Annotated in this window: 2 protein-coding genes (1 of these 2 cut by a window edge); one reads left to right on the forward strand and one right to left on the reverse strand. The window is 49.5% G+C overall.

All coding sequences use genetic code 11. From position 1 onward, the window contains the following. Nucleotides 1-582, forward strand: partial view of an alpha/beta hydrolase gene (locus ACXHJ2_RS23495; RefSeq protein WP_013368720.1) — the 3' portion only. Its footprint begins 453 nt before the window's first position; the window shows 582 of its 1,035 coding nt (coding positions 454-1,035); its start codon lies beyond the left edge, outside the window; it ends in the stop codon at nt 580-582. A gap of 116 nt (nt 583-698) precedes the next feature. Here ACXHJ2_RS23495 and ACXHJ2_RS23500 read toward each other — a convergent pair whose 3' ends face one another. Then, the gene (locus ACXHJ2_RS23500) at nt 699-24,428 is read right to left on the reverse strand and encodes a non-ribosomal peptide synthase/polyketide synthase (protein ID WP_165083865.1); all 23,730 of its coding nucleotides are present in this window, start codon (nt 24,426-24,428) and stop codon (nt 699-701) included. Between the last annotated feature and the right edge of the window lie 36 nt (nt 24,429-24,464).

Consider the following 24,464-nt stretch of genomic DNA (forward strand, 5'->3'; position numbering starts at 1 on the left):
TACAGAAACGAAGTAGCAGGACTGGTTCTAGTGGATGCTAGGCCTGAGAATGATGCTCGCCGGACCAATAAGATCTATGCCAAAGAAAGACCTAAGGGCAATCCCTCGCCACTCATATCCATTCTCCTAGAAAAAGCAGGGGCTTTCCGTCTGTTTCCCAATTTTATGCTAAACGGACGGGTGGAGTATCGAGATAGAAAATCTTTTGTGAATATTGTTGCTTCCCCTAAGTACTTCCGCTCTGTTGCCGAGGAGGGTGATCTGGCGAGCACTACCGAAGATGCCATACGCGGCCAGCATTTGGGTAACCTCCCTGTGCGTGTGATAGCCCGAGGCATTCAGCAAGATTTAACTCAGTTTGGTATTAGCAAGCGTGGAAATGATCAGATCGAACAAAGCTGGCAAATTGGGCAACGCGAGATGCTCAATATCTCTACCAATAGTAAATTTATTGTTGCCAAGAAGAGCGAGCATATGATTATTCATGATCAACCAGAGCTTGTCATTCAAGTCATCCGTGAGCTCATCTCCAATATCCATTATTCTCGGTCAACCGTTGCTAAAACAAACACTGATCATTAGAGGCACTACTCTCTGCATGTTGAGGATTTCATAAAATAAAAAAGACGCCCGGGTCCCTCCTATATATGAAGGAACCCGGGCGTCTTTGCTGCCCACTACTATTTTGTTGATTGTTCTCAGGACAAAATAGGTTTGTTTTTAGTTGAAGCTTCTGCAATTTTACCAAGTATTTCTCTCAGTACTTTAGCATTTTCCCCAACAAAACCGGAATCAAGCAGCACATCATGCGTTCCGATGACCCCGTATTCTTTGTATTGGCCAAGTGTTGCCTGTTGCCATAACAATTTATCTAATGATGTATCCGGACCAATACTATCATCCTCTGCAATCATAGCATGGATATTCGCATGAACTTCACCTGCGTTAATAAGCTCATCGCGGTAGGTGGAGTAAACCAACATTTTGTCCATGACTCGCTCCCTGTCCGCTGGATCTGCGAGGAATGCTTTGTACTGCTCTCTAATGCTGTCCAGCACTGTCTCGACAATCTCTTCAAGCTCCTCTGGTGTCGATTCATCCTTGGACATCTTTCTCATAGCATCTACCATAATAATGTCGCCAACATGGTGACCTCGGATTTCCATGGCTTTAGCTACCTCAAAGGCAAGATTTCCTCCAAGTGAGTATCCCAAGAATATATATGGGCCCTCTGCTTGAATATCCACGATGGCATCGATGTATCGATCCAGCATATCTTGACCCTGGAAACGGTCGCCGATAAATTCCATCCCGTACACCTCGCAAAGCCCATCCAGCTCCTTGGCCATCTCATAGTACCCCAGAGAGTGACCTACCCGAGGAGGGAAGCAAAATACTTTAAGCGTTCCTTTCCCTGGGAAGTGGATAATCTCCATCTCTTGTTCATCGGCAGCATTTGTTGCCTGCAGCTTGAAAATTTCATGTGCCATTTCTTCCACAGTCGGCAGATTAAACACGACCTGGAGTGGGAGATGGACGCCCATACTGGATGAGATCCTTTGGATCAAGCCCAACACTTTCAGGGAATGGCCCCCAAGCTCGAAGAAATGATCTCTGATCCCGATTTCCTGTACGCCGAGCACCTCGGACCAAATCTGAGCAAGCTCTACTTCTGTCTGCGTACGTGGCGCGATATACTCCGCTGTGCTCCGCAGAAGGGTTTCTGGTGCCGGTAGCGCTTTACGATCCAATTTGCCATTTGGATTCAGCGGCATTTGTGCGAGCTGTACGAAAGCAGACGGAATCATATAGCTTGGCAGCTCGCTGCCCAGTGCCTCGCGTAGAACGCCGGCTGCGAGCCCTTCCTCGGCTACAAAGTATGCGCAAAGCTGAGTACTTCCGCTGGAGTCAGCCAGTGCTAGAACAACCGCTTCTTGTACCGACGGCACCCTCAGAATTTGTGCTTCCACTTCTCCCAGCTCAATGCGGTAACCGCGGATTTTTACCTGGTGATCGATCCGTCCCAAATACTCAATATTCCCGTCTGGCAACCACCGGGCCAAATCGCCTGTTCGGTAAATCCGTTCTCCTGGCTTGTATGGATGAGGAATGAACTTCTCTGCCGTCAGGTCCGGCTGGTTGAAGTACCCTCTCGCTACCCCTTCACCTGCAATGCATAGTTCTCCCGGTACACCTACTGGTGATAACTGAGCAGCGCTATCCATCATCCATACTTGGACGTTAGCGTACGGTTTGCCGATAGGCACATGCGTTAGAGTCGCAGTCTCAGGACTCGTTGTATATCGAGTCGCATATACAGCCGCTTCCGTAGGACCGTAGATGTTCTCCAGTACTGCATAAGGAGACACTTTATAGTACTCTTCCACAAGCTTGGCAGGCAGAGTCTCGCCGCAGGCAAACAAATACTTCAGAGTAAGGAATCCTTGGGTACTGCTTTCTTTCAAATATTGAACGAGCACGCTGAGCATCGAAGGCACCAAATTAAGATGCGTGATTTGGTTCGTATCTACAGCCTCCAGCAGTGCCACCGGATCTTTGTCCACGCCCTGCGGCAGGATTACGAGCGTCCCCTGTCCAAAGAACCAGCAGAACAGCTCCGGCACAGAGAAGTCGAAGGTGAATGTCGTTTTAAGCAGGAATCGGTCACCTGCCAACATCGGATATTCAGCTTCCAACTGACTCAGTGTATGGACGGCGGAGCGATGCTCAATCATTACACCTTTCGGCTTGCCGGTTGAACCCGACGTGTAAATGATATACGCCAGATGCTCTGGCCCTGCAATTGGCTCCAGATTGGAGTCATCCGCATGATACGCCTGCGGATCATCCAGTGCCAGGATCGTGCCAGTGAATGGGAAACGATCTTTGAGATGGCTCTTCGTCAGCAGCAGCTTCGCTCCCGAATCCTCCAGCATGTGGCGAATACGATCCTCAGGGAATTCCGGATCAATCGGAACATAAGCGCCGCCCGCTTTTAGAATGGCATGGATGCCTATGATCATCTCAAGCGAACGCTCGACCATGATGCCGACTGGCTGATCCGGTCTGACCCCTTGCGCACGCAGCGTACGTGCGAGGCGGTTGGCCTGCTGATGAAGTTCTCCGTAGGTAAGCTCCGTTTCGCCGAAAATAAGTGCTGTATGATCCGGTGTGAGCACAGCTTTTTCCTCAAATATACCGTGAAGGGTCTTCTCACGCGGATAAGGAGCTGCTGTGTCTCCCCATACCTCTATAATTTGTGATTTCTCTTCTGGCGTAATCAGCTCCAGCTCATCAATACGGATAGCAGGTTGTACAGATACGCTTGTCAGAATTTTCGTCAAGTGTCCTTGAATCCGTTCCACGCTCTCCCGGTCATAGACACGAGCATTATAACGATACAAGAACTCTAGACTACGTCCCGGCAGCACAATGAGGTTAAAGTCATAATTCGTCTGTTCAAACATCTGAACATCCGTAATTTTGTATTCGGCCTCATCATTGGCAATTTTCTCTTCCAGATGCTCTTCTACCGGGTAATTTTCAAATACCATGATATGGGAAATCAAATCTTGCTTTTGTTCGCTCTGTGCCTGAATCTCATAGAGCGGATAGGAATCATAAGCATGTCCTGCCAAATATAATTCCTGCTGTCTCTTCATTACATGCGAGAACGATTCGCTTCCCTCGGCTTGAACCCGAACTGGAACTGTATTAATGAAGAGACCGATCATGCTTTCGATACCCGGAATCTCGGCAGGTCTGCCTGATACCACACTTCCGAAGACGACATCCTGGCTTCTATTATAGCGTTGCAACACGATTCCCCAGGCTGCTTGCATCAGTGTGTTCATCGTCACCTGGTGCTGCTTGGCCACTTGTTCCAGGCGCTCGGTCAATTCCGCATCCAACGTGAATACCAGCTTCTCTGACAAGTAGGCTTCTGCTTTGGCCGATGGCTGTGTAATAGCCTGTGGCAGCTTCGTCTGCTGCTCGTAGCCTTCCAGGTATCCTCTCCAGTAAGAGGATGCCTCTTCCTCGCCTTGTTTCTCCAACCATTGAATGTACTGGCTGTACGATGCTGCTGCAGGAAGCTCAGGTTCCTTTTGCTCACGTAGAGCTCCGTATGTTTCAAACACTTCCTGAAGCACAAGCGGCATACACCAGCCATCCAAAATGATGTGATGAGAGCTCCACAACAGATGGTAATGCTCTTTTGCAGTACGTAGAATAGCAACACGCAGCAAGGCTTCGTTCGCAAGATCAAAGCCTCTTGCTTTGTCTTGGGCAATGTAAGCTGCAAGACGCACTTCTATTTCACTGGATTCCAGCTCATGCAAATCCTCGTATACGAAATCGCATGCTCTTTCTTTGAACACAATCTGTATGGGGAAATCGCCCCATCCGGCATGGAAATTCGTTCTCAATATGGCATGCCGTTTCATCAGATGCTGTAAGCTGCGTTTGAAATCCTCAGGATAGAACACTCCCTGGATTTCAAATGTGGCCTGCTCAAAGTAGACCTCTGAATGAGGCTCCAGCAAGCTGTGGAACAACATTCCCTTTTGCATTGGTGTAAGTTTATACATATTTTCAATGCTACCGATGTGCCGTGTCTGCTCTTCCAGCTCCTCGATTTCCTCCAAGCTGATATCTTTGAGGAGTACATCGCTTGGTGTAAGTTCGGTTCTTTCCTTGCGCACACAGTGCCCAATAACTTCACTGAGACGCTCCTTCAGGATACCGACAAACTTCTCTACCGAATCTGCATGGAACTGCTGATGGTTATAGCTGACCGAAAGCTGAAGCTGTCCTTCGGTAATCAGCCCATTGATGTTCAATGCCTGATGCTGCACCATCTGCTCACTGACCTCAGATCCTGCCGAGTAAGGTGATACCTCCATCGTTCCCTCTGCAAGATCCTGGTCAAACTGCCCTAGGTAGTTGAAGATAATCTCCGGTTCTGCCGAGAAGGAGGAGCCAACCGATACGTCGCTCAAATATTTCAAAATACCATATCCTACACCTTTGTTCGGGATACGACGCAGATCTTCCTTAATACGCTTGATTCTGGCGCCGATCTCCATTTCGCCTCCCATCTCAAGGGCGACAGGATACTGACTTGTAAACCAGCCTATCGTGCGAGTGATATCCAATTCTGGTACTACAGGCTCCCGTCCATGTCCTTCCAGCAGGATGCCTACACGTTCGATCCCTGTCCACTCTTGAACTGCCATACCGAGGGCCGTCAAGAGCAGATCGTTAACTTCCGTATTGTAAGTGCGATTCGCCTCTTTCAAGAACTGCTCTGTCTCTTCTGCCGACCATGTTACCGTAACAGCCTCGCTGTCTTTTATAAGAAGAGTAACGTCCACCTTGTCTTTTGGAAGAAGGGCAAATCCCTCTCCTTCCACCTCTGCCCAAAAGCTGCGTTCTTGTTCAGCCGCCGGGCTGTTGGCGTATTGCGTGATTCCATCAACCCATGCACGGTACGAATCCGTCTTCTGTGGAAGTTTGACCGCTTCTCCACGTGCTGCCTGCTCGTAGCCTTCCTGTAGGTCCTCAAAGAGAATACGCCAGGATACGCCATCCACAGCCAAGTGATGAATAACGATCAACAAATGTTCGCCTTCCGTACAGCGGAACAGACCTAGTCTAAAGAGAGGTCCATCCTCCAGAGAGATGCTGCGCTGAATGGCTTCTGCACCTGCTTCTATTGCCAAAGCCGGATCTTTTTCATCCCGCAAATCGTGGATTTGGAGGCTGTACAGTTCACCTTCTCCCAAGCTACGGTTCCAGGCTTCTACTCCGTGCTCTCCTTGGCGGAACACCAGTCGCAGCGCATCATGGTGCTCTGCAATTTTTTGAATAACCTTGGCGAGCGCATCGGTATCAAAGCCTTCACGTCGGTACAGCATAACCGACTGATTAAAGTGATGTAGATCCTTTGACTGCTCTTCGAAAAATCTGCGCTGGGCAGGTCCTAGTTTTACCGTTCCGTGTACCTCGCGCTGATCTGCAATTCGGCTGACCGCTCTAACGCGCTGAGCCAGTTCAGCAATTGTTGGATAGCTGAACAAGTCCTTCATTTCCAGCTTGTAGCCTGCATGGAGAAGTCTTGATGAAACCTGAATCGATTTGATCGAGTCGCCTCCAAGTTCAAAGAAATTATCATGTATGCCAACAAGCGGCACGCCGAGCACACCTTGCCAAATCGAAGCCAAAATGTTCTCCACATCCGTCCGCGGAGCAGCAAAGGCAGCTCCTGCCTTCACACCCACGTTTGGTTCAGGCAGTGCCTTGCGATCCAGCTTGCCATTCGGTGTCAAAGGCATTACGTCCATTTGGACAAAGTAAGACGGAATCATATATGCAGGCAGTTCAGCAGACAGTTCATTTCTCAGCTCGCTGACAGACATTTCCCGATCCGCTACAAAGTAAGCACATAGAGACTTCTGTCCATTGGCATCTGCCCACGCAACAACGAGAGCTTCCTCAACAAGTGGCATATCCAGCAACTTGGCCTCAATCTCACCAAGCTCAATACGATAGCCCCGGATTTTGACTTGATGGTCAATACGCCCAATGTACTCAATGTCTCCATTAGGAAGGCGACGAGCTAAATCTCCGGTCCGATACATATTTCCTTCCGCGGCGAACGGATTCCTAATGAATTTTTCGGCGGTAAGATCCGGACGGTTCAGGTATCCACGGGCTACTCCGTCCCCGGCGATGTACATTTCGCCCTCCACACCTAACGGTACGAGACGAAGCTGTTCATCCAAGATATGAATGTATATGTTATCGGACGGCAATCCAATCGGTACGGATTCCCGTGTATCCTTCGCAGGATCGTACAGGTGAATCATGCAGCCGACGACGGTTTCGGTTGGACCGTATTCATTGTAAATCTTGATGTTGCCGCCAAAGAGGTCGGTAATCGTTTTTGACAAATGCGTGGTCAGATTCTCTCCACCCACAATGAGCTGCTGAATGCGACTTTCCGCTGGAATGGTCATGTCTTTTATGAGACTGAGATGTGTCGGCGTCAGCTTGAGAATATCGACCGCATTTTCGCGCAAAATATGCTGAACAACCTCCGCTTTATCTATACCATCATAAATCCGTACTATTCCTCCGTTTATTAACGGAGTAAACATTGACGTCATCGTTAAGTCAAACGAAATGGATGAATACAGCGGGAAGTCCGTTGGTTGCCCTGCACAATAGACTTTATTGGCCCACCAGATGTAGTTCACGATTCCTTTATGGTTAATCATGGTTCCCTTCGGATTTCCTGTTGTACCCGAAGTATAGATTAAATACACCAAGTCGTTTCCTCTCACAGGAACATTAGGATTATTCGCTCCAGTTCCGTAGATGTGCGGAGAATCCAATTCCATAACCATTCCCTCAAAGAAAGCTAGCTTCGTCAGGTGGCTCTGGGTGAGCAGAATCTCAGCGCCAGAGTCCTTCAGAATATACTGTATCCGCTCCTGCGGATATTCAGGATCAATCGGTACATAGGCTCCGCCCGCTTTGAGCACGCCCATAATGGCAACCAGCAGTTCCACTGATCGATCCGCCAATAGACCCACTACTTGTTCGCTCCGCAGTCCTTGGGCTATCAAGGTCGAAGCCAGTCTGTTTGCCCGCTCGTTCAGCTCCCGATACGTGATCTGGATGTCACCGCTTATTGCCGCAATCTTATCCGGCGTACGGGCAACCTGTTCTTCAAACAAGGTGTGCAGACCCTGATCACTTGGATAGACATGAGCCTTGCCACCCCAGTCTAGCAGGTTCGTCCGTTCCTCTGTTGTTACAATCTCCAGCTCCTGTATCGTTGCTTGCGGACGAGTAGCTACCTGATCGAGCATTTGCAACAAATGTCCTCCGATTCGCGCAATACTTTCTTGCTCGTAGACCGAAGCATTGTAGCGAATGCAGACCTTAATGTCCTCGCCTGGAATGACAACCAGGTTAAAGTCATAGTTGGTTTGCTCAAACATGGCGAAGTTGGCGACTTCGAGATTGTCCTCTGTTTGATTACCCGACTGTTCTACCTGTTCGTCAAGCGGATAATTTTCAAAGATCATAATATGAGAAATCAGGTCTTGCTTTTGAGTTGTTTTCCCCTGAATCTCATACAGCGGATAAGTGTCGTAGGCACGACCAGCCAACGAATGTGCCTGTGTACGTTTCATCACCTCGACGAAGGCCTCGTCTTTGGATGACTGTACACGGATAGGTACTGTATTAATAAACAGACCCACCATATTCTCGATCCCTGCAATCTCGGCAGGTCTACCCGATACAACACCGCCGAAAACTACATCCGAGCTGGCATTGTAACGCTGGAGAATCAGTCCCCAGGCTGTCTGCATGAGTGTGTTGACCGTCACATGATTGCGCTTCGCGACAACGTCCATTTTGCGGGTCAAGGCTGTACCCAAATGGAGAACATGCTCATTCAGAACGTAGCCCTCTACTTTAGCTTGAGATTTCGTTTTAGCTTCCGGCAATACGGTATTGCCGTCATAGTCTTCGAGATATTGGCTCCAATATGTTGAAGACTCTTGATCATCCTGTGCATCAAGCCATTCTATATAACGGCTGTAGGGCTGAGCCGGTGGTAGTACAGGCTGTACTTGCTGACGCAGGGCAGAATAATAATCGAACAGCTCCTGTGTAATAATCGGGATGCACCAGCCATCCATGACAATATGATGGAAGCTCCACAATACAAGGTGGCTTTGTTCTTTTTGCATGACAGTCACTCGCATCAGCGGATCTTCTGACAAGCTGAATCCCTTAGCCATATCTTCAGTAGTATAAGCCTGAATTTGGGCTTCTTGCTCCTGCAACGTACCGGCACGCAAATCTACGTAGTTCAGAGGGATTGGCCGTTGCTTAAAGACAACTTGCAGCGGTACATCAGTGATATTGTTGTAAAAGCCGGTACGCAATATGGCATGTCGTTGCGCCAAAGCCTGGAAGCTCTCGAAGAAGATATCTACATCGAAGCTGCCACGTAGCTCAAACGTTGCCTGCTCAAAGTATGAAGAGGAGTCCGGCTCCAGCAAGCTGTGGAAGAGCATGCCCTTCTGCATTGCCGTTAGCTTGTACACATCCTCAATCTCTCCAATATGGGTCGTTTGGGCTGTGAGTCGATCAAGCTGCTCCAGGGTCAGTTCTTGGAACAGAACATCACTCGGCGTAAGCTGCGAACGCTCCTGAGTCACACAATGCTGGATGACCTCGCTAAGACTTGACTGTAATAATTCAGCAAAATGACTTACCGTCTCCTTACGGTACTGCCTGTTGCTGTACGTAATCGTCAGTGATAGCTGGCCTTCGGCAATCATGCCATTCACATCCAGAGCATATTGCTGTGGTGTGTGATCACTGAGCGCCTTACCGACTGAATGTGTAGACAGGCTAAGAGCATTGCCTTCCAAATCCTGATCAAACTGTCCAAGGTAGTTGAAGGAAACCTCCGGTTCTACGCTGAATCGAGTACCTTTTTCCGGTGCCATATACTTCAGCAGACCGTAGCCGATGCCTTTGTGCGGAACTTCTCGCAAATTCTCCTTGATGCGCTTGATTTGGGCAGATACTTCCTGCCCACCTTGCACGTTCAGCAGAACAGGGTATTGGGTGGTGAACCAGCCCACGGTACGGGTAATATCCAGATCTGGTACGATCATTTCCCGGCCATGCCCTTCAAGGTTAACCAAAATCTGTTCCATGCCTGTCCAGCGCTGAATAGCTGCTCCCAGCGCAGTCAAGAGCAAATCATTCGTCTCCGTATGATAAGCCCGGTTTGCTTGTCGCAACAGCAGGTCGGTTTCTTCAGCAGACCACGTTACCGTAACCGACTCGGTATCCCGAATGGTGCCCGGCTCCTGATCCTGATCCTTTGGCAGTGGAGTCAGAATCGTCTCCTCAATCTGCTGCCAGTATGAACGTTCCTTGTCCAGAGCAGGGCCTGCTGCATACTTCGCCGCTTGCTCGGACCATACAAGATACGAATCGGTCTTTTGCGGAAGAACAATCACTTGTCCGTTCAACGCCTGCTCGTATCCTGTTGCAATGTCCTCAAACAGGATGCGCCAGGACACGCCGTCAACCAAGAGGTGATGAATGACAATCAACAAATGATCGCCATCCTTACAATGGAACAAGCCTAGCTTGAACAGAGGGCCGGCTTCCAAGTGGAAGCTTGCCTGTATGGCATCGCCCTGGGCTTGAACAGCAGCTGCCTCGTCATCTGCCTGTCGCATATCGGCGATGTCCAATGTGTAAAGTTCGCCTTCGTCAATTCCCCGATTCCAGGCCGCGTATCCAGCTTCTGTAGGCCGGAAAACCATACGCAGCGCATCATGATGGATCGCAATTTGGTCCATTGTTAACCGGAGTGCAGCCTCATCAAAGCCGTCTTTCCGATGGAGCATGACAGCATGATTGTAATGATGCGGCTCTGCTGTGTGGCGTTCAAAGAACCAGCGCTGAATTGGCATTAACTCCGCTGCACCTTTGATTTCACCCTGCTCTGCTGTGCGCCCAGCTACTTGAAGATACGGGCTTAGCTCGGCAATGGTCGGATATTTGAAGAGATCCTTCATCTCTAATTTGTATCCAGACTGGAACAATCTGGAGGATACCTGAATCGCCTTAATAGAGTCACCACCCAGATCGAAGAAATGATCATGGATACCGATCTGCTGTGCTCCCAGCACACCTTGCCATACGGAAGCCAAAGCTTCCTCAGCTGCGTTCCTCGGCGCTTCATACACCGCTCCAGTCTGCACATTGGCCTCTGGAGCCGGAAGCGCTTTGCGATCCAGCTTGCCATTTGGCGTCAACGGCATCTGTTCCAATTGCATAAAGTAAGATGGAATCATATAAGCCGGCAGTTCAGCAGCCAAGGCTTTTCTCAATTCGCCTACCGTCAGCATCTGATCCGCAGTAAAATAGCCGACCAGCACTTTTTGTCCAATTCCATCCTCTCGGGCAAGCACAACGGCCTCCCTTACAGACGGAGCATGGAGCAGCTTCGCCTCCACTTCGCCCAGCTCAATGCGGTAACCCCGAATTTTAACCTGATGGTCAATCCGTCCGAGATACTCCATGCTGCCATCCGGCAGCCAGCGTGCCAAGTCACCTGAGCGGTACATACGCTCGCCCGCTTCAAACGGATGAGCTACAAACTTCTCTTCCGTCAATTCCGGTCGGTTCAGGTAGCCACGCGCCAGGCCTTCGCCCGCCACATAGAGTTCACCCGGAATGCCAATCGGTTGTGGACGGCGTTGTTCATCCAGAATGTACGCACGTAGTGTCGGAATCGGTATACCGATATTGCTGCGGCCCTGTCCAATTTCCAGTTCCGTAATTTCCTTATACGTTACATGCACGGTCGTTTCCGTGATGCCATACATGTTGATGAGCTGCACTTGCGGATATTTCGCTCTCCAGTCCTTGAGCAAGGCCGGGCTTAATGCCTCCCCGCCGAAGATAATCATGCGAAGACTCAATTCTGCCGCGCGATGACTAAGTTCTTCTTGTAGTAACTGATAGAAGTATGTTGGCGTCTGGTTCAACACGGTAACCTTCTGGTCCTTAAGCAACTGCAAGAAACGCTCTGGGCTCTTCGCAGTAAGCGATGGAACGATGACTAGACGACCTCCGTTCAGCAATGCCCCGTACATCTCCCATACGGAGAAGTCGAAACAGAACGAATGGAACAGCGTCCACGTATCCTGAGGACCGAAATCAAACATATTTTTATCATTAAAGAGCAAGCGGACTACATTTTTGTGCTCGATCAGCGTTCCCTTTGGCTTGCCTGTCGTACCCGATGTGTAGATAACGTAGGCAAGATGATTCGGTCCAGCCGTAGGCTCCAGATTTGATACATCTTCCTTGTAGGAAGCCGCCTCGTCCAGATTAACGATGTCCCCGGTGAAGGAGATACGTGTCTCCAGATGCGCTTGTGTCAGCAGCAGCTTGGCTCCCGAATCCTCAAGCATAAAGCGAATGCGGTCCTCCGGATATTCAGGGTCGACAGGGACATAAGCCCCGCCTGCCTTCAAGATGGCCAAAATCCCAACGACCATTTCAAGGGAACGATCCGCCATGATTCCAACCAGACCATCTGGTTGCAGACCACGCTCGCGCAGTGTTCTGGCAAGTCCGTTGGCCCGCTCATTCAGCTCGCTATAAGACAGGGTTGCCTCTTCACATACGACTGCTATTGCATCCGGATTACGAACAGCCTGTTCCTCGAACAGTGCATGAATCGTTTTGTCACGAGGATAATCTGCTTTGGCTTCGTCCGCATCTTTCATCAACATCGATTTTTCCTGCGGTGTCACGATATCAAGGGATGACAACGACAATCCCGGATTGGCGATAGCTTCCTGAATAAGCTGTACAAAGTGGCCTGCCATCCGCTCAGCGGTCTCCCGCTTGTAGATTGCAGTCGCGTATTCCAGCGTGCAGTTCAATGTCCCATCCGCTTCGCTCACCGTCAGTGTGAGGTCAAACTTGGCAGCAGGATGTACATGATCGTAAGGAGTGAAACGCAATCCCTCGATTTCTTGTTCTCCCTGCTCGATATTTTGCAGAACAAACATGGTATCAAATAGTGGGTTACGACTTAGGTCACGCTGAAGCTGCAGCTTCTCTACCAGCTCCTCGAACGGATAATCCTGGTTTTCATAGGCCCGCAGGGCTGTTTCCTTCACTTCCTGCAAGTAAGCCTCGAAGGACTTTTCGCCCTCTGGATAAGTACGCAGTGCCACTGTGCCTACGAACATACCGATGAGACCTTCGAGTGTGGCATGGGATCTTCCCGCCACTGGTGAACCGACAATGACATCTTCCTGACCCGTGTACTTATGCAAGAGCGTCGTATAGGCTGCCAGCAGCACCATGAACAGCGTAGAACCTGTTCGGGTAGCCAGCTCCTGAAGTGAAGCGCTCAGAGAAGCATCAATCTGGAAGTCAATCCGATCTCCCGCAAAGCTTCGTACCGCAGGACGAACTTCGTCCACTGGCAAATCCAGCACTGGCAAGCTTCCGCGGAATGCATCCAGCCAGTAAGCTTCCTGGGCTTTGAGACGCTCTCTTCCGAGCTGCTCTTGCTGCCATACCGCATAATCTGCGTACTGGATTTGTAGCGCAGGCAATACGTCCTCTTCTTGGTAGAAACGGAGAAACTCCTCTATGAGAATATTCATAGAAACCCCATCTGAGACAATATGATGCATGTCAAACAACAGTAAATGGCGCTCATGTGCAATTCGAATCAGACCCACCCGCAGCAATGGAGCTTCACCAAGATCGAAAGGACGGACAAATTGCTGAAGGGTAGCTTCTGCCTCTGACTCGCTCAACTCCGCATATTCCACCGTAAACGGAACATCCGGTAGGATTTGCTGTACAGGTTCACCGTTAACGGTCACAAAACGGGTGCGCAGTGAACCATGACGACGAATCAGACGACGGAATGCCTGCTCCAGCCGTTCCCGATTCAGGTCTCCCTCAACCGTAAGGATACCTGGCATATTGTAGCTCAGCTCTCCACCTTCCAGCTGACTAAGGATAAACAGCCGTTTTTGGGCTGAGGACAATGGATAGTGCTCGCGTGCTTCGGCTGTAGGAATTTCTTCGAAATTCAGCGGTGTATAGCCTTCAATGGCCCGAGCCAATCCTTCAATGGTAGGCGACTCGAACACTTCTCTTAGACTAATCTCGCGATTCATCTCCTTACGAATTCGTGAGACTAGCAGAGCTGCACGCAGTGAATGGCCTCCAAAATGGAAGAAATTATCCTTTACTCCCGCGCTCTCTACACCGAGCACCTCTTGCCAGATTTCGGCTAATTGGATTTCTACAGGTGTCTGTGGAGCCTCAGATGAAGTCACTGCCCATCCACGCTCGCCTTGCAGCGCTTTTCGATCTATTTTTCCGTTCGACGTTAAAGGCATGTCCTCCAGTTGTATGAAGCGAGAAGGGATCATATATCCAGGCAGCATCTCCGACAGATCTGCTCGGAGCTCGGATACCTCAAGTTTCTGAGCAGCTACGAAGTAAGCGACTAGATCCTTGTAGCCGTCATCACTCTCCACAGCCAAAGCCACGACTTCCTGAACGGACGGCACTCTGAGCATATGTGCTTCGACCTCGCCCAGCTCGATCCGATAGCCACGAATTTTGACTTGATGATCTATTCGACCTAGGTACTCGATGGTTCCATTCGGTAACCAGCGAACCAGGTCGCCCGTCCGATACATACGCTCTCCTGGAGCATACGGATTGTCCACAAATTTCTCATCCATTAACTCAGGGCGGTTATGGTACCCCCGTGCTAACCCGATACCCGAAATGCACAGTTCTCCAGCTACGCCGACAGGCAGCAATCTGAAATGGTCATCCAAGATATACACACGATGGTTGGCAATTGGTTGTCCAATGGATACGATTCCTACGGTTTCTTCACTGTTCTGGGCATTCCATATGGTAGTGCATACGGAGTCCTCAGTTGGACCATATGCATTGAAGTATTGTACATGCTTTCTCCACTTTTCGATCAATTCGACCGATGTGGCTGACCCAGCTGTTAGCAGGCATCGCAGTGTCGGCAGACGCTCTGGCTCGAGATGGATAGCGTAGGCTGGTGGCAAAGTCGCTACCGTAATCCCCTTATCGTTCATGAACTGCTCGAACAAAGCATGATCCAAAATCTCTTGTGTAGAAGGAATACACAGAGTAGCTCCGTGGCTCAATGTCGTTAAAATTTCCGAAACCGATGCATCGAACGACAGGCTTGCAAACTGAACAATCCGATCCTGCGGTGTAACTTCGAAGAGTCCGCGGTATACGTCCGACAGATTTTGTAGTCCCCGGTGTTCCACTAATACGCCCTTAGGCCGACCTGTCGTGCCTGAGGTATAGATCACGTAAGCCAAATCATCAGGGTCGGCCGTATCCTTCAAATTCGAAGTGTCGGCATCATAGGTCGACGGTTCATCCAGCAACAGGACATTCCCCGTCCAGCCTCTATGCTCCAGCAGATGAGCTTGAGCAAGGATCATCTTCGTCCCCGAATCCTCAAGCATGTAGTTGATCCGCTCTTTCGGATACTCTGGATCAATAGGAACGTAGGCGCCTCCGGCTTTCATAATGCCGTACATCCCAACGATCATATCGGTTGACCGTTCAACAATCAGCCCCACCAGGTCTCCCGTTTTGACTCCTTCAGCGCGCAGTCTTCTCGCCAATCCATTGGCTTTTGCGTTCAGCTCGGCGTAGGTCAGTACCTCGTTCTCAAATACAATGGCCGTGGCGTCCGGCGTTCGACCTGCCTGCTCCTCCAACAGCCCGTGAAACGTAGTACGGTGTTTGGAACTGGCCCCCGTGTCTCCCCATACGTTCAGAATCTGCTCTCTCTCCTGTGGTGTAACCAATTCCAGAGCATCCACGGAAATTGCAGGATTCTCCACAATTTGTTCCATCAGGTGGAACAAGTGGCCCTTGATTTGTTCGATCGTGGCTGGATCATAGACGAGCGCATTGTATTGGAACAACAATCTCATCTCTTTGCCCGGTAGAACAATTAAGTTAAAATCGTAATTCGTTTGTTCAAGAAGCTCCGCTTCCTCAATCTCAAAGGCAGCCTCGCCACCTCCCAGACGTTCTACTTCCTCTTCCACAGGATAGTTCTCAAATACCATAATATGAGAGATGAGATCCTGCTTTTGGTCCGTCTGAGCCTGGATTTCAAACAACGGGTAGGTATCGTACATATGAGAAGCCATATACTGCTCCTGCTGTTGCTTCATCAGGACTGTGAAGGGGAGATTTTCTTCCGTCTTCACACGAACTGGAATGGTATTAATGAACAGACCGATCATCCGGTCAATACCTGGGATTTCAGCTGGTCTGCCTGATACCACACTTCCGTATACAACATCCCGACTACCGTTATAGCGTTGAAGCGCAACGCCCCAGATAGACTGCAGCAATATATTCATCGTAACATGAGCATCTCTGGCCACCTTTTCCAGGCGTTCAGTCAATTCCCTGCTGACAGGATAATTCAGCTTCTCTGCTACATAACCTTCTCTTTTAGCTGCTCCATCGACTTGAGGTAAAAGCGTCTGTTGTTCGTAACCGGCCAGATATCGGCTCCAATAGTCGGCCGCAGCTGCCTCATCCTGCTGTTCCAGCCATTCAATATACCGGCTATACGGCTGAACCTCTGCCAGCTGAGGCTCTCTTCCTTCCAGGAGGGCAAAATAGTGTTCAAACACCTCCTGTGTAATTAATGGAACACACCACCCATCCATGACGATGTGGTGAAAGCTCCACAAGAGACGGAAGCTCTCTTCATCTGTGTGCAGAATCGATACACGCAGAAGCTCATCTTCAGCCAGGTTGAAGCCCTGCGCTTTATCCTTAGCCGCAAATGTCTTCAGGTAAGCTTCACGCTGCGATGCATTCATCTCACGCAGGTCTTCATACACCAATTTGGCGCCTCTATGCCGGAATACAACCTGTAAAGGCTCACCGCCCCATCCGCTGTAGAAGTTCGTACGCAGGATAGCATGGCGCTCCACCACTGCATCCAGACTGTGTCCGAAAGCGGTCGGATCAAAGCTACCCTTAAAGTCAAAGGCGGCCTGTTCAAAATAAGCCCCTGTATGCGGCTCGAACATATCATGAAACAGCATGCCCTTCTGCATCGGCGTCAGACTGTATACATTCTCAATATCGCCTATGTGATTGGTCTGCTTAGAAAGCTCCTCCAGATCAGCAATACTCAGTCCCTTGGCAAGCACGTCACTTGGCGTCAATACAGTTCTTTCCTGGGTTACACAATGCTGAAGCAGCAGCCGTAGGCTTTCTTCGATATATCCAGCGAGCTGTTTCATTGTGGATGACTTATACTGTTTTCCGTTATAACTCATCGTCAGAGTCAAGGCTCCGTCTGTCACCATACCATTGATATCTAGCGTATAGGCTGACTCTCCCAGCAAGCTTTGCGCGCTTCCGGTTGGATAAGGAGAAACCTGCAACGAGCTTCCTTGCAAATCCTGATCAAACTGCCCCAGATAGTTAAAAGAAATCTCAGGCTGCAAGTTGAAACTGTCTGCGTCCTCCTGACTGGCCATCGTTTTGAGCAACCCATACCCGATACCTTTATTCGGAATACGGCGTAGCCCCTCTTTCACAGACTTGATCAAGGCTGACAATTCAGTATTATTTCCCATGTCTAAAATGACTGGGTACTGACTTGTAAACCAGCCGACAGTACGGGTAATATCGATATTCGGCACAATCGGTTCACGACCATGCCCTTCAAGATTCACAGCAATCTTGCCAATGCCAGACCACTTAGATACCGCCATGCCCAGAGCGGCCAATAGCAGATCGTTCGTTTCCGTTTGGTAAGCACGATGGGCTTTTCTCAACAGTTGATCGGTTTCTTCCACAGTCCACTCTGCTGTCACCATTTCGCTATCCTTCAGTAAAAGGCTTTCCACAGCCTCATCCTTCGGCAACTGCTCGAGCGGTTGATCCCCCAGTTCTCTCCAATACACCCGATGAATCTCGATTTCTGGGCTTTCCGAATAACGGGCAAGGGCATCTCCCCAGTCACGGAAGGAATCCGTCTTCTGCGGGAATGTCAGTGCTTGTCCTTGAATCACCTGCTCATAGCCTGCTGCGATATCCTCAAACAAAATCCGCCAGGATACTCCGTCCACCACCAAATGGTGGATCACAATCAGCAGGTGGTCGCCATCCTGACAATGGAAAAGCCCTAACTTCATCAGCGGACCTTCTGCCAGATTGATGCTGCGCTGGATGTCGTCCGACAGCGTTGTAATGGCTGCAACTGGGTTGGATTCGTTCCGTAAATCAGCAGTGAACAGACTATACAGCTCTCCTTCTTCAAGATCACGGTTCCAAGCCTCGTAGCCATGCTCGGTCTGACGGAAAACCATACGAAGGGCGTCATGGTGCTCGGCCAATTTTCTCAGCACATGATTCAAAGCCTTTTCCTCAAATCCCTCTTCACGATACAGCATGACCGCTTGATTAAAGTGATGAGGCTCTGCCTGATTCCGCCCAAAGAACCACTGCTGGACTGGAGTCAAGCGAGCCGCTCCACGCACAACTCCCTGTTCAGCCATATGCACAGCCGTTTGTATTTCTGCACCTAGCTCGGCAATGGTTGGGGATTTGAACAGTTGCTTCATCTCTAACCGATAGCCAGCCTGCAGTAACCGTGACGACACCTGAATGGCCTTGATGGAATCTCCGCCCAATTCAAAGAAATTGTCATGGATACCCACCTGTTCAGCACCCAGCACCCCTTGCCAGACAGACGCCAAAGCTTCTTCAGCCGGTGTACGAGGAGCTGTATACTTCCGTCCTGTATGCGCACCTACTTGCGGAGCTGGCAGAGACCTGCGGTCTACTTTTCCGTTTGATGTTAATGGCATACGATCCATCTGGATAAAGTAGGATGGCATCATATAGCCCGGAAGTACCTGCGATAGGGCAAGGCGTACTTCGCCTGCCGTGAGCGCACGGTCCGCCACATAATAAGCGCAAAGCTGCTTCTCTCCAAGCTCATCTGCACGAACGACGACTACGGCTTCAACTACTGACTCCACCTTGGCTAATTGAGCCTCGATTTCGGGGAGTTCGATACGGTAACCGCGTATTTTGACCTGCTCATCAATTCTTCCCTTAAACTCCAGGTTCCCATCTGGAAGCCAGCGAACCAAATCACCAGTTCGGTAGCAGCGTTCCCCTTCCTTAACAGGACTAGGGACAAATTTTTCTGCTGTGAGGTCAGGACGATTGAGATATCCGCGCGCTACACCTTCACCGCCGACAATCAACTCGCCCCAAGCACCAATGGGCTGTAATTGCAGCGATTCATTGACTACATAAGCGGTCGAGTTACTAATCGGGCGACCAATCGGCACGCCCCCTTCAACACGACCCGGAATCTTGTAGGTGGTGGAGAAGGTCGTATTTTCTGTCGGACCATAGCCATTGATAGGGACAAGATCAGGATTAGCCTCGATGACACGGTTTATATGAGATATGGACAGTACGTCACCACCTACCAGCAATGCTTTCAGTCCTCTGAACAGGTACTCATCCTGCAGTGAAAGCTGATTAAAAAGCGGTGAAGTAAGCCACATGGTTGTAATTCCGTATTTGGCAATAGCTGCTTTAAGCCGATCGGCAATTAGGATGTCATCGTTCTCCACAAAATAAAGCTGTCCGCCGTTAAGCAATGCCCCCCATATCTCAAAGGTCGAGGCATCGAAGGCCACGGCTCCTGTCTGCAAAATTCGCGTGGATTCGTTTAGTTCCACATAATTGGTTTCTTTGACCAGACGGACCACGTTCCGGTGTTCAACCATAACGCCCTTCGGTCTACCTGTCGTACCCGATGTATAGATAACATAAGCGAGTCCCTGTGGTCCCTGAACTACCTCCTCAGCTTGGACAGGCTCAGACGCATAAGCCTCTGCACTGCTGAGGTCAACAATCGGTAGACCGTAGTCTACATTTATAAGCTCGCCCTTTTGTACCAGTAGTAGCTTGGCATCGGAATCTTCGAGCATATAACGAACCCGATCTTCCGGGTAATCAGGATCGATCGGCACATAGGCTCCACCAGCCTGAAGCACTGCGAGCATACCAACCACCATCTCGATACTCCGTCCGCCCATAATAGCCACTGGTTGCTCCCTTAGTGTCCCCAAACGACGCAGTGTTTGGGCCAATCGGCGTGCCTTATCTTCCAATTCAAGGTACGTTAATCGGACATCGCCGAATACCAGTGCCGTCTGCTCCGGTGTACGCTTGACTTGTTCAGCGAACAACTCATGAATAGTCTTATCCCTTGGATAAGGAGTAGCTGTCGCGTTGAATACTTCAATGATCTGTACTTTCTCCTCTGGTGTGATCATCTCAATCTCGGCCAGTTGCAACTGAGGATTAGCCGCGACTGCATGCAGAACCCGAAGCAAGTGCGTTGCCAATCGCTCTACAGTTTCCCGCCGATACAAAGCCGTACTATACTCAAGGCCAAAGGCTAGTTCAGCACCCTTCTCCTCTACATTAAGGGACAAATCAAACTTGGCTGTGACGGTGTCCATTGGGTAAGGAGTAAAGTGCACTCCATCCATGTCCTGCTCTTCTTGCTCCGTATTTTGTAATACCAACAGGGTGTCAAAGATCGGATTGCGGCTCACATCACGTCCTACGCCCAGTTTTTCGACCAATTTTTCAAAAGGGTAATCCTGATGCTCGAACGCCTTGAGTGCTGTTTCCTTGACTTCCAGAAGATAATCCTGAAAGGTTTTCTCTCCTGCCGGGTAACTGCGCAAGGCCAGTGTATTGACAAACATCCCAATGATGCCCTCAAGCTCCGCCCGTGGTCTGCCGGCTACTGGAGAACCTACGACGATATCCTTCTGCCCCGTATATTTGTGCAGCAACACCGAATAAGCGGCCAGCAATACCATGTACAGTGTAGTACCTGTACTGGATACAAGCTCTTGTATCGCCTTATTGCCAGACTCGTCCAATGTAAAATCAATTCGGCTACCCTCGAAGCTCCGAACCGAAGGGCGCTGGAAGTCCGTAGGCAAATCCAATACTGGCAACTCTCCTTCAAAGGTTTGCAGCCAATACGCTTCAAGGTCTTGCCATTCTCTTTCCGACTGTTCCCGTTGCCATACCGCATAATCCTTGTATTGAATATGCAGTTCCGGTAGTTGTTCTCCTTGATATAATTGCGTGAGTTCCTTCACCAGTATTTGAATGGAAACACCATCTGAAATGATATGGTGCATATCAAACAGCAACAAATGACGCTCCTCCTGTAGCTTCACTAAGCTAACGCGAAGCAATGGAGCCTGGCTCAGATCAAAAGCACGGGTAAAGCTGTGAATGAGCGTATCCGTCTCCTCCGCCGAAGCCTCTGTGTAGCCCAACGCGAACGGAACATCCTTATGCACATGCTGAACAAGCTCTCCATCCTGCATATAAAAGCCGGTTCTCAGCGATTCATGACGCTGGATCAGTGCCTTGAACGCAGACTCCAGCCGTACGCGATCCAACGGCCCGTCCACGGTGAAGGCCCCCGGCATATTGTAGCTGAGCTCTCCCCCGTCCATCTGTCTCAGCACGTATAACCGCTTTTGCGATGAGGACACCGGGTATGCTTCGCTTTCTTCAGCCTGTGGGATGGACTCGTACACAGTTGGAATACGTTCTTTTACCAGTCGTGCCAGGGATTCAACCGTAGGCGATTGAAATACTTCACGCAGTGAAATGCTGCATCCCAGCTCTTTGCGAATCCGCGTAACGAGCAATGTTGCCCGTAGAGAATGACCACCGATCTCAAAGAAATTATCGCGGATGCCCACGCGGGCAACTCCCAGGATATCCTGCCAGATGAGAACCAATTGTGCTTCCACTGCAGTTCTTGGAGCCAGGTAATCCTCGCTGGATTGTACGCTGCCTTCAGGTGCTGGCAATGCACGGCGATCCAGCTTGCCATTAGGTGTAAGCGGCATTTGCTCCAGCCGGACAAAATATGAGGGAATCATGTAAGCTGGTAATTCCGTTGCCAACTGAGACCGCAATTCCCCCGGCGAAAGATCGCTGGAGGCTACATAGTAGGCGCACAGCAATTTTTGCCCCTGTTCATCGTCCCGCGCGAGGACAATCGTTTCCCGTACGTCCGGAGCCTTGAGAATTTGGGCTTCGACCTCGCCCAGCTCAATTCGGTAGCCGCGAATTTTGACCTGATGGTCGATCCGGCCCAAATATTCAATATTACCGTCAGGCAACCAACGAGCCAGGTCCCCGGTTCGATACAAGCGTTCACCCGCCCGATACGGATGTTCTACAAATTTTTCAGCCGTCAAATCTGGTCGGTTCAAATACCCACGGGCCAGACCGTCCCCCGCAATGTATAGCTCCCCCGGAACCCCGACAGGCTGCAGGCGTCTGTGCTCATCAAAGATATAAGCGCTAAGCGTTGGAATGGTTCTACCAATATTGCTTTTGCCTGCTTCAATCTCATGTTCTGTGATTTCCTTGTAGGTGACATGAACCGTTGTTTCTGTAATTCCGTACATGTTAATCAATTGCACACCAGGATACTTTGCCCGCCAGTTTTTCAGAAGAGATGGGCTCAAGGCCTCTCCGCCAAAAATAATTTTTCTAAGGCTAAGCTCTGTGGATGAGTGCGCTAATTCTTCCTGTATCACCTGATAAAAATAGGTCGGCGTCTGGTTCAAAATAGTAACTTGATTGTCTTTCAACAGCTCCAGGAAAGCTGCCGGGCTCTTGGCTGTAAGGGATGGGACAATTACCAGTTTCCCTCCGTAAAGAAGCGCTCCATACATCTCCCATACAGAGAAATCAAAGCAGAACGAATGGAATAGCGTCCATGTATCCTGGGAACTGAAATCAAATAAATTGTTATCATTAAAGAGCAGACGAACTACATTTTTATGCTCGATCAGCGTTCCCTTTGGCTTGCCAGTTGTACCCGATGTGTAGATAACATAGGCCAAATGACTTGGTCCCGAAATGCTCTCCAGATTGGAAGCATCTCCTGTATACGTTGCGGCTTCGTCCAAACTCACAAGCTTCCCGTCAAACGTGGTACTCTCCCATAGATGGCTTTGGGTGAGCAATAAGCGGACTCTTGAATCCTCTAGCATGTAACGAATACGTTCTTCAGGATAGTCAGGATCAATTGGCACATAGGCCCCTCCTGCCTTCAAAACCGCCAACATGCCGATGACCATCTCTAGGGAACGATCAGCCATAATCCCCACGAGTACATCTGCACCCACGCCTTCAGTGCGTAAATATCTCGCAAGCTGGTTAGCCTGCTCGTTTAGAGCTAGGTATGTAATGCTCTGCTCGCCCATCTGAACAGCTACATGGTCCGGCGTGCGCGCGGCTTGTTCCTCGAATAAGCCATGAATCGTTTTCTCACGCGGGTAATCCACTACATCACCTTCCGAAAGAGCCAGAATGGATTGCTCCTCTGCTTCTCCCAAGAGGTTTACCTCTGCGATGGTAAGCTGCGGTGTATGAATGATTTGCTCGGCGATCGTAAGCAGCTGGGACACCATGTCCGTTACTTCACTGCGTTCGAACAGCTTCGTCCGATAATCGATATCCAGTACCAGCTCGCCTTCATCCAAGATCTCCACGATATGAAGCACAAAATCATTCACTTCATCGCCGCAAAAATCATAATCCGTCAAAATGCGCACGTCATCCAAATCGACCCAGTTGATAAGGCGGTATTCCATGGAAACACCAAAAAGCCGCTGAATATCCTTGTTGCCGTGCATTTCTCTAAGATCCTGAATTAACTGATTGTATGGATATTTCTGATGTCGCAAGACTGACATTTGGTCCCTGGCTACATCCTGCAGGAAACTCAACACTTCTACATCCTTGTCAACGTAGGTTCTGGCTGCGGCCGTGCTGACAAACATACCGATCTTTTGCTTCTCTTTCTTGTTCCCCCGGTTAGCGAACGAGGTGCCGATCACCACATCCGGCTGATTCGTCACTTTGTGTATGTAGATATACATCGCACCCATGAAGAATTGGAACAGAGAAATCCTGTTTTGCTGGCAAAATGCCTGTAGCTCGCGATATAGCGCCTCTGGCACAGTAAAATGCTCCCGAACAGCTTGGGTACTTAGCGATAACGGATTATATGATTTCCAACCTGTCAGTTCAGGCAAATCAGAAAATTTGTCCAGCCAGTACGCTTTATCCTTCTGGTATCTATCAGAAAGCTCATAGGCGTTCTCATCTGCAATATATTCAATATAAGAGCAATCATCGCTCAGCTTAGGTTCATTTCCTTGAATTAAATCCATATAAAAGGCTATCAGTTGATTGCCATAGACCACCATAGAAATCCCGTCAGAAATGATATGGTGCATTTTGATATTAATCCAATATTCTTCCTCACTAATCTTTACAATTAAAAACTGGAAGAGTTCAGAGTCCAATAATGGCAAAGGTTTGCTTTTGTGCTGCTCAAGCAAGGCTTCGACCTCGGAAATGCTTTCGATGTGGGTAAGATCCAGACACTCCAACTGTCTCTCTTCATAAGGAACGACATACTGCTTAGGTACTCCATCCACTGAGGTAATACGAATGCGGAACGCATCATACTGTTTGATAATCAAATTGATGGACTGCATGAAGGCAGCGATATGAATATGACCCTTCATCTTGGCTGTACCAGATAGCTGTGATACGGACGTATCCGGGTAGAGTAATTCGGTATACCATATACGCTTTTGCGCATTCGTTAAATCAAATAACTGCATGTTATTCATCTCATTTCACTCCTATATCCGTGATGTGAAATCCTC

The sequence above is a fragment of the Paenibacillus sp. ALE3 genome (genome assembly GCF_054113405.1).